This window comes from Streptomyces sp. NPDC058052 (assembly GCF_042885515.1).
Lineage (GTDB): Bacteria > Actinomycetota > Actinomycetes > Streptomycetales > Streptomycetaceae > Streptomyces.
This window is the reverse complement of record NZ_JBHVRX010000026.1, coordinates 22,303-36,970: the sequence shown is the minus strand read 5'-3', so window position 1 is coordinate 36,970 and position 14,668 is coordinate 22,303. Positions and strand designations below refer to the sequence as shown.

11 protein-coding genes and 1 pseudogene are annotated in these 14,668 nt (G+C 67.1%); 5 read left to right on the top strand and 7 right to left on the bottom strand.

Annotation, left to right across the window (positions count from 1 at the left end; all coding sequences use genetic code 11):
• Positions 1-30: 30 nt before the first annotated feature.
• Positions 31-489: pseudogene (locus tag ACFVU3_RS29315) on the bottom strand (TniQ family protein); the annotation flags it as partial.
• 160 nt (positions 490-649) lie between these two features.
• A complete protein-coding gene (locus tag ACFVU3_RS29310) occupies positions 650-976 on the bottom strand; it encodes a hypothetical protein (protein ID WP_390070865.1) in 327 nt (108 codons plus the stop codon).
• A gap of 253 nt (positions 977-1,229) precedes the next feature.
• On the opposite strand from ACFVU3_RS29310, the gene ACFVU3_RS29305 reads away from it, so the two are divergent.
• Both ACFVU3_RS29305 and ACFVU3_RS29300 read left to right on the top strand, forming a co-directional pair.
• Entirely contained in the window at positions 1,230-2,495 is a 1,266-nt protein-coding gene (locus tag ACFVU3_RS29305) for a DNA sulfur modification protein DndB (RefSeq protein WP_390070863.1), read from the top strand.
• Between the two features lie 215 nt (positions 2,496-2,710).
• Positions 2,711-4,396 carry a hypothetical protein gene (locus ACFVU3_RS29300; RefSeq protein WP_390070861.1) on the top strand — a complete coding sequence of 562 codons (1,686 nt, stop codon included), beginning with the start codon at positions 2,711-2,713 and terminating at the stop codon, positions 4,394-4,396.
• A gap of 139 nt (positions 4,397-4,535) precedes the next feature.
• Here the strand turns inward: ACFVU3_RS29300 and ACFVU3_RS29295 are convergent, their stop codons facing one another.
• The 4 genes from ACFVU3_RS29295 to ACFVU3_RS29280 form a co-directional block, all read right to left on the bottom strand.
• Complete coding sequence (locus tag ACFVU3_RS29295; protein ID WP_390070859.1) at positions 4,536-5,795, bottom strand: TniQ family protein; 1,260 nt, start codon at positions 5,793-5,795, stop codon at positions 4,536-4,538.
• Complete coding sequence (locus tag ACFVU3_RS29290; RefSeq protein ID WP_390070858.1) at positions 5,795-6,823, bottom strand: TniB family NTP-binding protein; 1,029 nt, start codon at positions 6,821-6,823, stop codon at positions 5,795-5,797. Before ACFVU3_RS29290 ends, ACFVU3_RS29295 begins: the two co-directional genes overlap by 1 nt.
• A gap of 238 nt (positions 6,824-7,061) precedes the next feature.
• Positions 7,062-9,335, bottom strand: coding sequence for a transposase (locus ACFVU3_RS29285; protein WP_390070857.1), 2,274 nt, complete (start codon positions 9,333-9,335; stop codon positions 7,062-7,064).
• Positions 9,332-10,168 (bottom strand): TnsA-like heteromeric transposase endonuclease subunit, encoded by an 837-nt coding sequence (locus ACFVU3_RS29280; protein WP_390070855.1) that lies wholly within the window; start codon positions 10,166-10,168, stop codon positions 9,332-9,334. Before ACFVU3_RS29280 ends, ACFVU3_RS29285 begins: the two co-directional genes overlap by 4 nt.
• A gap of 274 nt (positions 10,169-10,442) precedes the next feature.
• On the opposite strand from ACFVU3_RS29280, the gene ACFVU3_RS29275 reads away from it, so the two are divergent.
• A complete protein-coding gene (locus tag ACFVU3_RS29275) occupies positions 10,443-11,396 on the top strand; it encodes a hypothetical protein (protein ID WP_390070854.1) in 954 nt (317 codons plus the stop codon).
• Here ACFVU3_RS29275 and ACFVU3_RS29270 read toward each other — a convergent pair.
• Complete coding sequence (locus ACFVU3_RS29270; protein ID WP_390070852.1) at positions 11,350-13,512, bottom strand: DNA methyltransferase; 2,163 nt, start codon at positions 13,510-13,512, stop codon at positions 11,350-11,352. The two genes, ACFVU3_RS29275 and ACFVU3_RS29270, sit on opposite strands and share 47 nt — an antisense overlap.
• Before the next feature lie 218 nt (positions 13,513-13,730).
• On the opposite strand from ACFVU3_RS29270, the gene ACFVU3_RS29265 reads away from it, so the two are divergent.
• Positions 13,731-14,150, top strand: coding sequence for a helix-turn-helix transcriptional regulator (locus tag ACFVU3_RS29265; protein WP_390070982.1), 420 nt, complete (start codon positions 13,731-13,733; stop codon positions 14,148-14,150).
• A gap of 10 nt (positions 14,151-14,160) precedes the next feature.
• Positions 14,161-14,568 (top strand): VOC family protein, encoded by a 408-nt coding sequence (locus tag ACFVU3_RS29260; protein ID WP_390070851.1) that lies wholly within the window; start codon positions 14,161-14,163, stop codon positions 14,566-14,568.
• Positions 14,569-14,668 lie beyond the last annotated feature (100 nt).

Here is a 14,668-nt window from a genome sequence, read left to right as displayed (position 1 = left end):
GGCCGGGCAGTTGGTCCGAAGGAGACGACGATGCCAAGGGCAGGCAAAGACCGGCGGGAGACGCCAGGAAAGCCGCCAGGCCCCACCGTGGCGCTGTTGGATCTCACTCCCGTCTCCGGTGAGACATTGCGGGCAGTACCTGGGCGTGCGAGTCAGCAGCCACGGGTTGCCGTTGACCATCCTCGCGGCGCTACTGCGCGAGGTGAACTTCCCATTCAACGGCCCATATCGCTCGGCGAGCGAGGAGGTCAACAGACAGCTGGCCTCGGCTGGAGCGAGTCGGGCGGTTCGGGCCAAGGTCTGTAGTTGCTCTGGTCTCAGGTCATGCAAGAGTCGGATTGGGACCCGAAAGAGTGCGCTTTCCTTGCGAGGACCAGTCAGGCCGGTGCGGATGGCGACCACTCCGGGGGCTGTCCCAAGGTGGTGCGCAAGGCGAAGAATGAAGCCGGTCAGCGTCTCGCCGGACAGTGGGTCGAGACTGCGGGGCAGCGGGCGCGCGCCTCATGATGCTCCACCGACAGACCAGGTCGCGGCAGATCGGATAGTCGTTCACTTCGAGGACATCGCCGACGCGGCTCCCTTAAGCGTCGCGCACACACCGCAGCTTACGGACCCGTCTCGCACCAGAGACCGCAGACTTAAGGCATGGCTAGCGGCGGGCACGACGGAAGCAAGCAGCGACCAGCTCGACCACCGGCTGCACGGCGATCACCATCCCCGCCATGACCATGGGCGGACCGTCCGGCACGGTGCCGCTCACGGCGGCGCCAAGGGTGAGTCCCGTGACGCAGCGCGACAGCTCCAGCGCCGAGGGCCAGCGCCACGTGTACCCAGGCCGCTTCCAGAGGCCCGGTCCAGCCTCGGCGGCCGAGCCTTTCGAGGGAGACGAAGGCCCAGCCGTCACCTGCGCGGGAACCGTCGCGACGCCCTCGGAGGCGGGGACATCGCTGACGGCCGCGAGTGCCTGGTTCGTCATAGAGGTGTCTTCCTTCGTTGCGATCTGCCTGATCAGCAGAGAGGTGAGGGGCCGCTGCGCCAAGGTGGCTGCGCGTAGATGCCCACGAGCCGAACGGAGTGGGCACTTCCCGACGGAGATTAGATCCAAGAAGCCACAGACTTCAACTTGATTGGAGAATTAAGAATTTATTTTTCGATGTAGCCAGATGCCTGGTAGGCTCTACCTACTGAAGCTCGACACAAGATGGTGAACGACTCGATAGGAGCTTGTAGTGAGCATCAACGTTGACCCGCTGCGTCTGTCCAAGCCGCAGGACTCCAGTACGTATCTGGCGATCAAGACGCCCCAGGGAGGCCGCGTCGTCTACAGCACGCGCGTTCCCCTCCTCGACCTGCCCACCATCCTTCCCGTCCCCGACCCGAACAACGTCGACAAGGACAACCGCAAGGTCGACCGCCTCCACGCCAAGCACTTCGGCGAGTACCTGGACACCAAGAAGGACTGGGTTGCCCCCGCCCTCTTGGCCCGCGACGGCGGAGGCTGCACCTTCGAGAAGGTGGACGAGCACGGCGCTGTCGGCTACCTCACGGTCCCGTGGGCGATCGGCGGTATCTCCTCTCTGCGCACCATCGACGGCCAGCACCGTGTGCTCGGTGTCTCCATCGAGAAGCAGCGGATCACCGACGCGATCTCCGGCATCGACCGTGAGATGGCCCGCAAGGTCAGCCCGGAGAAGGCCGCCAAGCTTCAGGCCGAGCGTGAGAGGCTCATCGGTCAGATGAACCGGCTGAAGGCCGAGTACGTCGGCCTGGACATCTACGTGGAGCCGGACCCGATCAAGGCCCAGCAGATGTTCGTTGACGTCGCCGACAACGCCAAGGGCATCAGCAGCGCCGTCCGCGCCCGCTTCGACAGCTACAAGGTCGCCAACCGCACCCTGTCCGATGTCATCGACCACCCGCTGCTCAAGGGACGGGTCGACGCCGAGCAGGACCGCATGACCCTGAAGAACCCCAACCTGATGGGCGCCAAACACGTTGCCGACATCACCCGCGCCGTCATCGCCGGCGCTGGCGGCCGGATCAGCAAGAAGGCCGAGCAGACCCTGACCGACGGCGAGGTCATCGAGCAGGTCAAGGACTTCCTCGACGTCATCTCCAACGCCTTCACCGACCTCGCCGCCATCACCGAGGACGACCCTGAGACGGATCGACAGGCCGATGAGCTGACCATGTCGCAGAAGCTCCGCCGGACCTCGCTGCTCGGCTCGGTCGGCATGCTGCGCGTCCTGGGCGGGGTGTTCCGAGAGCTGCGCGCGGGCGACAACCCGGCGGAGATCGACGACATCACCGAATTCTTCAAGCGTCTCGACCCGCACATGGCCGCGCCCGTCACTGAGAAGAGCATCTGGCGCACCACTGAGGCGAACGCGGACTTCGAGCCGAACGCTGCCGCACCGATCATGCGGACCCAGAACATCGTCCACCTGGTGGGCGTGATCACCGGCTGGTACAAGAAGGCTCCTGCCGCTCTGTAGCCGATCGCACGACCACGAGCGGCGCCCTCCTGCCCCGGGAAAGGCGCCCCTCGTGATATGCGGCCGCCGCCCGGTTGGCGACGACGCCCTGGAGCATCAGGGCGTTGCCGTACGCGGAGGTCCTGTGTCTCGCCGGACTGCCGACCGAGAAGACCGCCGCCCCACACATGCACCATCCCAGCGCCCCTTGCCGAGCACACACGGGAAGAGCTGTCATGGACCTGAACAGCAATCCACTCGCGCACCGAACGATCCTCACCGTTCCCAGCGCGGAGAACCCCTTCCAAGCAGTTCGCCGCATCACTGCGCGGTGGCTTACTGAAAAGTTCGGTAGCGCCCCGCTCACCTCCGGGCATCACCACCTCGATGAGGTCTCGGTGTTGACCAACCACGCGGCCTACCTGCCCGACGGCGCCGAACACTCGATACGCCTCCAGTTGCGCGAGGACAGGACCGAGGCCACTTGGCGGACGACCATCACGGCCGTCGCGTTCGAGGACCGTTCCGCATTGCTCACGGTCGGCCTGGAAGTGTTCCCCAACGGGGATACGCCACTGGCTCCCGCCAGACCGCGGCTCGTTCGCGATCTCGTCCAGGAACTGGAGCCCACGGATGGACCGGCGAGGTTGACACTGGAGTCCCAGGGCGTGGATGCGGAGGGCATCGACGCCTTGATCGACGTGCTCTGTGACCCGACACGGCGCATGCCGGTAATCGTGGCGGCCCAGCCTCTCCGTCCCAATACGCTGTGGTCGAAACGACTAGGACAAGCGATGCGGCAATGCGCCGGTGCGGCCTCGCTGTATGTACTTACGGACACCGAAGCCGTCGATGCGTTCCGCGCGGCGATCGGCGAGGACCACCGCGTCGCCCCCGGAGCCGTACGCACATTTCTGACCGAGGTGGATCCGGCGTGGTCGAAGGATGCCTCGCGTCACCGGTTCCTGACCGTGGCTCGGATGAGCGATCCCCAGGATAGGGCGTGGTTCGGTCTCGCGCGTACTGTGCAGCGGCTTTCTACCGAGGCCCCATTGCCCGAGGCTCTGCGCACACTCTCGTTCCCGGATGACGCGGGCCGGCGTCACCGCGCGGAGCGGCAGGCAGCTCTGACATCCGTACGACCCTCCGAAGAGCTGACGGGGATGCGCAAGGACGTCGAGGATCTCAGGGCGCTACTGGCCCAGGCTGACGAGGAGTTGAAGGAAGCAGCACGCACTGCCGATCTGTCAGCCCGGACCGCAACCTCCCTGGAGGAGCAGTTGCACGCGGCTGTGCAACGGGCGGACGAGGATATGGAGGAGGCCCTGCGAGCGCTGGACGACGTCGAGCGGGCGCGGGCGGAGGCAAACATCCTGCGACGTCGGCTTCGCGAGAAAGGCCGTTACGACGACACCGTCGTCGTGGAGCAGCCGCCTGGCGTTCCGGACTCGTTCGAGGAGCTGTGGGAGCGGCTGGACACCTTCGAAGGCATTCAGGTCACGGCTGATAAGGGCAGAGCCCTGGAACTGGATGACGCGGAGCGAGCCCGTGTGTGGGCGGCGAAAGCATGGAACGCCCTGAGGGCGCTGGACTCCTACGCGCATGCAGCCAAGGAGGGGTTCAACGGCGGTTTCTACCAGCACTGCACATCGGACCGTCCAGGGGCGGTGAACTGGCCGCTCAAGCAGCTGGCCACCGTCGAGTCCGATACGACGATGAACAGGTGGGGCGCGGAGAGGATCTTCGCCGTCCCCTTGGAGGTGGACTCCTCCGGACGCACGGAAATGCAGGCCCACCTGAAACTCGACTCCAAGGGAAGCACCTCACCGAGGATTTACTTCCTGGATGATACGAAGGGTGTCACCAGACAGGTGATCGTTGGTTATGTCGGCCCCCATCTGACCAACACGAAGACCAACTGACACGAAACATAGGCTCTGGCCGATCGGTGACCGGGTGTCGGTCACCGGCGGAAGCCATGACAACCCCGTGTACGGCTACAGAGCGAAGGCTTCCGTTTCCGTCTCGCATTCGCGCTCCGCGGCAGGCGTGAGTGACGGCTCAGCGTGTGAACTGCTCGGCTCCCGTGAGACGGCTGAAGCCCTTGCTCTCGATCCGCTGTTCCATCCGTTGGAGCGCGCCACGGTCCCGGCGCGAGGTCAGGAGGATGGCTTGGAGCGGGTAGGAAGACCCGCCGAAGCTGCGGAACTGGTAACTCATCGAGAAGTTCCGCTCCTTGGCTCTATCGATGATGGGTGCCATCACCTCGTGGGTCTCGTTCTCGTCAGGGGCCACCAGCAGCTTTGCGGCGATGCCGAGCACCGCGCCTGCGACGGCGGGATCCGCCGCCGGGTCGCTGTAGTGATGTGACGCTTGACACCGCCGTCCAGCCTCGGCCTCGGCCCGGGACTTGGCGAACTCGGCGTGCCGCTTCTCTGCCTCCCGGTCGACCAGCATGGCCAGAGCCTCCGTATCTGCGAGTTCCCTTCCACAGGGCCAGGCTATGAAGATCAACGCGCTCAGTGCGAGGAGGTCGATGAAGTGCTGGGCCGCAGGAACCAGCCATCCGAAGCTGCCCACCGACTTCGGCCCGCCGGGGTCCAAGAGTTTGTCGAAGTGGTGCTGAAGCCTCAGTAACGCAGCGACTGTGGAGGGAGAGTGGGGGAGTCGGTTCGCCTCACCATCGGCCAGGCTCGCACCGCAGATCGCCCGTGTGCCAGGGATGGTGGCTCTGCACTGAGCGGGGTGGAGGCCCGCCTCGGAAGCTCGGGCGACCAGGCTGCCGGCGCGGGCTGCGTTGATGTCCTGACCGCAGCGGGGGCAGCCGTACAGCAGCGGGCGCTGATGACGCAGACAGGCAAAGACGGGAGGCAGTCTCCAGGACCGGCGCCAGCATCCGCCGTGACGCTCTTCGATCTCGGTTCCGTCACCGGTGAGGCACCGCGGGCAGTACCGGGTCGCCCTGGTGAGAATCCAGCGGTTGTTGTGGAGCATTCCCGAAGGCGTACGGAACCCGGCCAACAGACCAGCGTTCAGTGGACCGTAGCGCTCGCCCAGCGAAGCCGTCAGCAACCCTCGGACCTCGTCATGCGTGAGGCAAGTGGCGCGAGCAAACGCATCGAGTCGTTGCTCGTCCAGGTCGTGCAGAAGGCGAACGGGAATGCCGTTTCGACCGCGTCCCTGAACAACGAGCCCTGTCCGGACGGCGATCTCCAAGGGCGCGGCGCCAAACCGGTGCGCGAGCCGGAGAAGGTACCCGTGGATCGACTCGTCCGCCAGTGGGTCCAGGCTCCGGGGCAGGGGGCGTAGTCGGCCTGTCATCAGGCATCGGCGGCGGGACGGCCGCCTTGGTCGTCGAAGACGGTGTTCCGACCGCGCCTGCGCCGCTTGGGAGGGGTGCCTTTCCCTTCGTCCTTGAGCACGGGGACCTCGCCAGCGCCCGGGTCCCGCCCAGGGACGTTGCCGAGATTGATGGGGATCTCCTGGAGCAGGTCGATGGTCAGGTTCTCCTGGCCGGTCTCCATGGCCTTGGTGCAGCCGTCCTCGATGAGGCGTTTCAGCAGCCCGACGATCCCCTCGGTGCGGCGGAACAGGTACTCGGGCATCGTGCCGTCGGTGAGCATGCCCGGCGCCGCGCGGAAGAGCCGTAGCTGGTCCTCGATGCCGGCGAGGTGGTTGACCCAGGCGGCAATGCCGTCGGGGGTTTCGTAGTGGAACGGGTCGAGGTTGATCATGTCGAAGCGGCGTTCGGTCTGGGTGGCCGCCTCGTCGTTGTGGCTTCTGCCTCGTCTGACGGGCGACAGCACCGTCTGCCCGGTGCGCGGGTCGTGACGGCCTTCCCGCAGCAGCCCGGAGCCGGGGATGTTGACGCCGATGAGGACGAGCGTGACGTTCAGGCTCATCAGGTCCCGGATGAGATCGAGGGTGTCCTGATCGTCTTCCCGGTGCATCTTCAACCGGGTGATGTCGTCGAGCAGCAGCGCTGTGGTGCAGTGCGCGTGCAGGGACTCGCGGACGTTGCGGATCAGCCCGCGCAGGGTCTTGGCATGCGGGGCTCCATAGAAGTCCAGGATCGCCTCGCACAGTCCTTTCGGCGTGGCCTTGACCGGCGTCTGGCAGTAGGCCACCGGCAGGAAGAGGTCCCGGGTGCCGGGGATCGCGTTCGGGTTGAGCTGGTGGTGCAGGTAGCGCCAGAAGTCCTCGAACTCGGCGGCGGTCTCGCAGGCCGTCTCCGTCTTTCCCTGGTAACCGCCACCGTTGATCATCAGTCCGTCGCAGGTGCCGGGTGTCTGCTTCAGCGCGTTGTTCTGAAGTCTGGCCCGCATCAGCGCGGTGACCTGCGCGCTCATCGGGGTTTCCTGCATCCGCAGGTTCACATGGGTCGCCGCTCGGTGCAGGTCGTGCAGCCCGCGCTTCCGGGGGCTCATGGCCCGGTACTGGTCCAGCGTCAGTCTCGGGGCCGGAACGAAAGCTCCTCGTGTCCGCCGCCACTGCTGGTATCCCTCGTGGGTGACCCGGTTCGGCGAGGGACCGATCCGGAGGAACGGGACCACACCGTCCTGCGGTCCGCTCTGGCCATCTGCCACGTCATTTCCCTCCGGCCGGGAGCGAACTGCCGCCCGGCTCACCCTCGTCGTTCTCGTCCCCGTCAGGCAGGATGAACAAGTTCCTCTTGCGGTAGCTGGCGCCCAGCGGGGGCGGCAGCGCGGGCCGGGTCGGCCCGGCTTTTTCTCTGCGTCGGCGACGCTCGGCGTCCAAACTCTCCTCAACCCTGCGCGCCTGATCCGGCCAGTGCAGGTGGACGACGGTCTCTCCTGCCGCCCGGGCGGCAGGCTCCTCCTCCGCCCGCGGAGCCGGACGGTCGGCGGCAGCGGTATTGGCCTGGATGACGTCGCGGGCGTATTCGGTGCGCTGCGACTTCTTCAGGCGCGTCGGCCAGTGCGCGACTGGTGTGTGCAGGCCGATCACATCGACGAGAAGCGGCAGGAGTTCGGCGTCCGTCTTCGGTTTCAGTCCCGCCTTCTGTGCCCGCTGCAAGAGGTCGCGCACCCGTGCGTCGCCGAAGGCCGGCGTCCTGCCCTCCGGCGGGAGTCCGGTCCAGCGCAGCGGGTGCCATGCGTGGGTGAGCGGGTCCTGGAAAAACACGGTGCGGCGGTCACGGGGCTCGCGGTGGACGATCCACTGCCCTCTACGTCTGCCGCCACGGGTGGACCGCCGGTCACGGTAGGGATCCAGAGCCGGGCCGTCGTACCAGAGACCACGGATCTTCACTCCGCGGCGGCCGTGGATCTTCGTCACCGAGTGCTGCGGCAGCAGCTGGTAGTAGAGCTCGGGCGAAGGGATCTCCATCGCGAAACCGCCCTGGGCGAACGAGGCCGCGAAGAGCGAGTTCGGGCTGTGGTCGCCGCCCGGGTCCCAGCTCGGCGCGTACTCGCCCAGGCGGCGCTGTTGCCAGACCTTCACGATCCACGTCGCGATCACGTGCTCCATCTCCTCGATGGTCCACGTCGCGTCGCCCTCTGGGTCAGCCCCACGATCGGCGACATCGACCCCGGTGTAACCCAGCAGGTGCTCGAACAGCAGAGACCGGATGCTGCCGAAAGCCCTCTCCACCACCTGCTTGTCCGTGGGACGCAGGACTCTGGAGGGAAGGATGTTGCAGCCGAGCACGCGTTGAACCTCGACTAGATGGTGGTTGCGGTAGACCGACCCGTGGTCGGTGGTCACCGTCTCCGGAGCGAAGAACGGCAACCCGGCTTCCTCGTATCCGGCGAACTCGGCGACCACGGCGGCAGGCAGCCCCGGATAGGGCCACTCCATCTCCTCGCCCCAGTCCGCCCGCATCGGCAGCGGCAGCATCACGTCCCGCAGCAGCATCGCCACATCCACCGAGGTGTCGGAGACGAGCGTGAGACGGAAGGCGCACAGCGAGTGCGTGTAGACATCCATGGCGAGAGTCAGGTGGACCTTCACCGGATCGCCGAACACACCCTCCCGGACCATGACAGGCAGCACCGTGGTGTCCAGCGCCACCACCTGCCCGGGACGGTGGACCACCACATGACCGGCCTTGGTGGGCAGCTGGGCCGAGCGCTCATAGCGCTGACGCGCTCCGCTCGGGCCGAACCACTCCTTCCAGACTCTCAGCAGCGTGTGATAGCCCGGGACCGCAGTGTCCGGGCCGAAGGTCTCCCGTACGTACTGGTGGATCATGGCCTCGCGGGTACGGCCGTCCACCCGGGAGCGGTGCAGCGTCTCCGCCCGCACCGCGAAGATCGCCTCCCGGACCTCCTCGCTGATGCTCGGATGCCCGCCGCTCTCCCTCAGCCATCGGTCGTCCGCGCAGCCGATCAGTCCGAAGCGGCTGCGGTTCTTCTCCCAGCGGATCAGCGTGCGGTAGCCCACCTCCGCGAGGCCGAGCAGTTTCGCTTCCTCACGGTTCAGGGCTTTGAGTTCGGCGACCTTCGCCAGTCGCCGCTCGGTCAGCGTGGTCGTCTCCGGGTCGTACTCGGGCTTCGGTTCCCCCAGTCCTGGCCGCAGTGGATCGCCGCTGCGGAACCCAGTCTTCACTTCCAGCAGATGAGCCATGCGCAGCTCGGCCAGCCGGCGCCTGTCCGGCTTCAAGTCCCCCGCCGAAGCAGGCTGCCGGCCACGGCCCGCCCCCGAGCCCGACGTCCGGGACGAAGGACGGCAGTGCTGGTGATTGGCCAGGAACTGGAAGGTCAAGCGCTGCCGTGAACCGTCAGGCCCCACCAACTGGACCCGCCCGAGATGCGGTTCACGCCGCTCGACGATCCATTCGACGCCATCGAGCACCACCCCGGCTCCCACGGACAGGTCCAGCGCGCGAGCGGTACTCACGACGATTCCGATCCGAGGACAACCGTAGAACGGTCCCCAAGAGGCCGGCCCAGATCGATGCCGACTCGGCGGTGCCACAGCAGGTGCAGCAGATGGGCCCGCGCGACCGGCTCGAACGCGCTTCCCGCCGCGATCTCCCCGAAGGTCCTGGCCGCACCGGCTCCGGCGAGCAGGCCCGGCCCGACACCCAGCGGGTCCGCGAGCGGCCGACGCCTGGCCGACATCGCGTCCACGGCCATCAGCACGTACGGCTTCCACCGCGCAGCCACCGTGTAGTGCCAGCCGCAGGCCAACGCTGCCTCGGCCGTCGCGGCGAAGGACTCCCGGTCCTCGTCACCGATCAGGTCAGCGGGGCGGACATCGATCAACCAGATACCCAGGCGGCTGACCACAAGGAAGTCGGGGGTGTGCCTGCGCCATCCGTCGACGGTACGGAACTTCAGCCGAAGCGGCTGCGAGAGGACCTCGACCACGTCGCCGGCGAAATCCAGGACCAGCAGCAGCCCGGCTTCCTCCAGGCTCTCGAAGCCGTGCAGGCGGCCGGTGCTGACCATGTACTCCAACCCGGGACGATGACGCTGATCTCGCCGCCAGGTGAAGCCCCGCATCGGCCCCAGCCTGGTGACCGGGGCGGCTGCCAGATCAGCCACCGTGCTTGTGACCTCACCCCCGGCGTACCGCCAGGTAGCCGTCCACCGCCGCGTCCAGCCCTCGCCCAGGTCGAGCGTCTGACGCCCCGCGCCGAGGGAGACCGGCACGAGCAGGTCGTCCCACCGGCACGAATGCGACCACAACGGCTCATACGCCGCACCGCCAGCCGTCTGGGCGTGCACCCCGCCAGATCCTTGAACCTCCGCCACGCCTCCAGGGAAACGAAGCCCGGGGCACGCCGTAGACGATCTTCGGTACTGGTGACAACAAGACCGCAAACGATCTCAGAGTGACAAGAATCCCGCACTTCCAGTGACAACAATCCTGCTCACGCCATTGCGGCGGACGATGTCGGGACGGCTCCCAGGTGACAACCACCGCGCTCAGTCACACTCGCCCCGCCCTTCCGTCCGGAGGGCCTGCGGGGCCGCACACCCGTGTGCTAACCCTGACGCCATGTGTTCTGACGCGAACGACAGGGTCCGGCCTGGATACCTGCCGACCACGGCCTTCACGATCCTCTCGGAGGCGTTCTTCGACGATCGGGGACGTCCGGTTCCGTTCCGTCTGCGGGACAAGCGAAACACCCAGGACGACCCGTTCGACGAGTACGTCACCGATCTGCTGCGCGGGCGGCTGCCGGCGGAGGTCATCGTTCTCCGGGCGGACAAACCCCTGGTCAGCCCCGACGCCGTCATCGCGAGGCCCGAGGAGTACGAACTCCTGAAGGCGGGTGGGGTCGACTACGACCCCGGAGCGATCTTCGGCCTCGAGGTCAAGAAGGTCGACCTCGGCAGGAACGGGAAGCCCGCCCGCTCCACAGGTCTCGACTACAACAGCACTCCGCCGTGCGCCACCATCCGCGTGTACGCCGAGGACGGCAACGAGATCCGCATCCCTGGTTTCTACCTGTTCGTCGCCCTTGAGCGAGGCGGAGGGCGTGACACGGTGCACGTGCATTCGATGGCCCTGGTGGCCGGTGCCGTCCTCAACAAGGACGTGGATCTCTACGACCGCACCACGGGAACGCGCACCAAGCAGATCCGGCTCGGCACTTACGGTGACGGCGCGAACCGCGTACGGCCGATGTGGCTCTTCTCCAACCCCTTGGGTTGGGAATGGACGCTCGGTGCGGCCACCCTCATCAGCGATCGCGACGACCTCGCGGACGACCCGTCCCTTGCCCACGTACGCGCCATGACCCGCACCGTCTCACCAGGAGTGTCCGAACTCTTCCACTGCTATCGGCTCGGCAAACTGTCTCCCCCGGTCGAGGAAACCGCGCACGACCCCTTCCCGCAGCCGCCGAGGCGAAAAGAGGAGACCGCCCAGCGGGGCCGATTCGAGATCGACATGCGAACACTCACTCTCGGCGAGAGCGCACATCGAGAGCGGCGGCGGCCGCGGTGACCGCCGCTTCGGCTTCCGCCGTCAGTTCCTCGACGGACAGCACGTTTCCGGGAAGGGTGTGCAGCGCGAGGACGGAGCCCCGAACCACCGATTCGACGTCCGCGTACCCGACCTTGACGCCGGTCTCCTGGCACTCACGCAGCGCGATGACGGCGCGCTCCCTCACGACCTGCGCGGAGCACCCCTCGGACCTCACGTGCCCGATCCGCCGGCACACCACGATCGAATCCAGGTTCGACGGGTCGGCCGCACTCGACTTGGTGGCACTCGTGCTCATTTCAGCCTTCACGGGCTGCACCGCGGTAATGACCAGCCCCGCGCTCTCCAACGCCTTGACCAGCTCCACCCATCCCGAGATTCGAGCCTGATGAAAGGTGAACGCAAGCAGGCCGCCCGGCTTGAGGATCCGGGCGCACTCCCTCCATACGGCGGAAATCGCCCTGCCGAACTCGGCGGGGTCTGCGGATTGGACTTCCTCCGCATGTCGTGTGGTGACGGCGTCCACCGGATAGCTCTCGAACGGACGGAGCTGCCGAAGCCACGCATGGAAGAAGTCGGCGAGTTCACTGTAGTGAACGTTGTCCATGAACGGAGGGTCAGTGATCACCAGATCTACCGACTCGTCAGGGAGATCGAAGGATGCCGATGGACCATGATGGACGTACGCACGCGCACCCCCCTGCCCGAAGGATTCAGCGTCACCGATCTCCAGTGAAATGGGCTGCGACAGCCCGAAGACACGCTCCGATTGATCGCCCACGGGCACGAGATCATGCGGAGCGCGCTTGTACTCCCATGCGCGGATGATACGAGACTGGTAAAGCGTCGAAAAGGCGCCGGAGGATGCGGGCGTACCCCAGGGATGCGCTTCGAGCGGAGTCCGCTCGGGCTTCAGGACATGGTGAGAGAACATGTGCCGAACAGCACCCGTCCCCTCCCCCTTGAACGAGCAGAAGAGGTTGTTGAATTCCAGTACGCCAGAGAAGAGCGCGGCCAGGGCCTCACGCTCCGGTCCGGGTTCAAGGTCGCGGATGGCCCTCCCGAGCAGCCCGAGACTGTAGAGCTGACGAGCGTTGAAGAACTGGCGCCACTCGCGATAGTTCCAGCGGATCGCCTGCCGGGTGTTGTGGCCGTCCTCCAGATTCCCGGCCGGCAGCACGAGCTCCTCACCTCGTTCCTCAAGCAACTTCTCGGCCTCCGCGTAGAGCGCGAGGTCGAAGTCGTCGATGGGTTCGTACAGCCGCGATCCGTCTGCGTCGAGAACTTGCTTCGCGTACATACGGAGCCTCGGAGGTTCCCCCTCCAAAGCGTCGACCACCTTCGCCGTATGCCCCCGAGGACACGTCATGGTCGCGCGATTGACCGGGCCCGCGAGGTCTGAGACCTGGCTGCAGGCCGGACATGTCAGCTGCCTGTCCTTCACCACATCGACGATCACAACGGCGTGGCAGTGCGGACAGGTCGCCTTGCCCGCCGGATATTTCTTCGGATAAGCGTGCTGCGCGAAGACGTACCGGCTGAACAGCTCCACGGGCGGCGCGTCGGGAGGACACCGGGGACACCGGGCAAGGGCAACCCAGAAGTAGTAGAGGACGGGCCGCCCGCGCTCGTCCCTGTGCAGGTGGTCGATCTCGGAGCGGACCTGGGACTCCACCTGCTTGAACGCCCGGTCCAGCCGGCCCCGATCCCAAGGAGCCAGCGCCTGCCGCTGGACCAGCGTGGCCACCGGGTTGATGTCCCTGCCGATCACTCGCGCACCGAGCTTCGCCGCCTCCGCGAGCGTCGTCCCGGATCCGGCGAAAGGGTCGCAGACAGTGAGCCCTTCGAGCCGGAGCGCATTGCTGTAGCAATCGACGGCGTCCTGCTCGTCCCGCGCGACGGCTGCGGCCAGGATCCCGCGGAAGACAGAGCCGAGCCGCTGCGCCCACCACTTGTGCGTGTGTGTGGCCGGCCGGTGCACTTCCTTTCGCCATGACTCCCGCTCGGCCGCGGCCGACACGGTTCCGGCCGGGAAAGCCGTCTCCAGCGCCGTCACCGCGGGGATCGAACTCCGAACGATCGACTTCGGGCCGTCTTCCGCGACGCCGAAGATGCCGTCCTGCTCGAAGATCGTCATTCATGCCTCCAGGTTCCGTTCAAGTATCCCCGGACGCCGCTGCCGCACCGCGGACCCGGCGGTGTCCCCGCCGGCGGTCGGCGACGCCCCACCCTGCGTGAGCGGATCCCGGACGGCGGGCTCGCGCCCGGTTCCCGGCTTCCGTCCGGCTCCGCCTCCCGGACATACGACCATTCCTGAGACGCGTCACCGGTACCGTGAAGGGCGTGACCACCCGCATACCGCTCGACGACCTCCGGCGCCTGCGCAAGGCGCGGGACCAGATGGACCGGGACTACGCGCAGCCGCTGGACGTGACGGCGCTGGCGCGGACGGCGCTGATGTCGGCCGGACACTTCGCGCGGAGCTTCCGGACCGCCTTCGGGGAGACCCCGTACAGCTATCTGATGACCCGGCGGATCGAGCGCGCCAAGGCGCTGCTGCGGCGCGGGGACCTGTCGGTGACGGACGTCTGCATGGAGGTGGGGTGTACGTCGCTGGGCTCGTTCAGCTCGCGCTTCACCCAGTTGGTGGGCGAGACGCCGAGCGCCTACCGGGCCCGCGAGCACGGCGCCGACGCCGCGCTGCCCGCCTGCGTCGCCAAGGTGGTCACCCGACCGGTCAGGAACGGAGAAGCGCGGCCCGGCGGCGCTCCCTAGCGTGGAGCACATGGACATCAACCTGCACCAGTGCTTCCTCGCCGTCGACGACCACGAGGCCGCCCTCGGCTTCTACCGCGACGCGCTCGGCTTCGAGATCCGCAAGGACGTGGACTTCGGCGGCATGCGCTGGGTGACCCTCGGGTCGCCCGCCCAGCCCGACGTCGAGATCGTCCTCGAACCGCCGCTGGCCGACCCCAACGCCTCCGAGGAGGACCGCAAGGCGGTCACCGAGCTCCTCGCCAAGGGCCTGCTGCGCGGCGTCAACCTCCGCACGGCCGACGTGGACGCGGCCTTCGAGCAGGTCCGCGCGGCCGGCGCCGACGTGCTCCAGGAGCCGATGGACCAGCCGTACGGCGTCCGCGACTGCGCCTTCCGCGACCCGGCCGGGAACATGATCCGGATCGCCCAGGCGTGACGGGCGCCCTCGCGCGACGGGCGCCCTCGCGCAACGGGCGCCGGGACACGACGGCGCCCGGGTGTGACGGGCGCCGGGGCGGGTCGGCACCTGGGCGGGT

Excerpts from the sequence above, each read along its gene's own strand:
- ACFVU3_RS29310 (WP_390070865.1), bottom strand. The coding sequence starts at position 976 with ATGACGAACCAGGCACTCGCGGCCGTCAGCGATGTCCCCGCCTCCGAG.
- ACFVU3_RS29300 (WP_390070861.1), top strand. The coding sequence starts at position 2,711 with ATGGACCTGAACAGCAATCCACTCGCGCACCGAACGATCCTCACCGTT.
- ACFVU3_RS29295 (WP_390070859.1), bottom strand. The coding sequence starts at position 5,795 with ATGACAGGCCGACTACGCCCCCTGCCCCGGAGCCTGGACCCACTGGCG.
- ACFVU3_RS29290 (WP_390070858.1), bottom strand. The coding sequence starts at position 6,823 with ATGAGCGCGCAGGTCACCGCGCTGATGCGGGCCAGACTTCAGAACAAC.
- ACFVU3_RS29275 (WP_390070854.1), top strand. The coding sequence starts at position 10,443 with ATGTGTTCTGACGCGAACGACAGGGTCCGGCCTGGATACCTGCCGACC.
- ACFVU3_RS29270 (WP_390070852.1), bottom strand. The coding sequence starts at position 13,512 with ATGACGATCTTCGAGCAGGACGGCATCTTCGGCGTCGCGGAAGACGGC.
- ACFVU3_RS29260 (WP_390070851.1), top strand. The coding sequence starts at position 14,161 with ATGGACATCAACCTGCACCAGTGCTTCCTCGCCGTCGACGACCACGAG.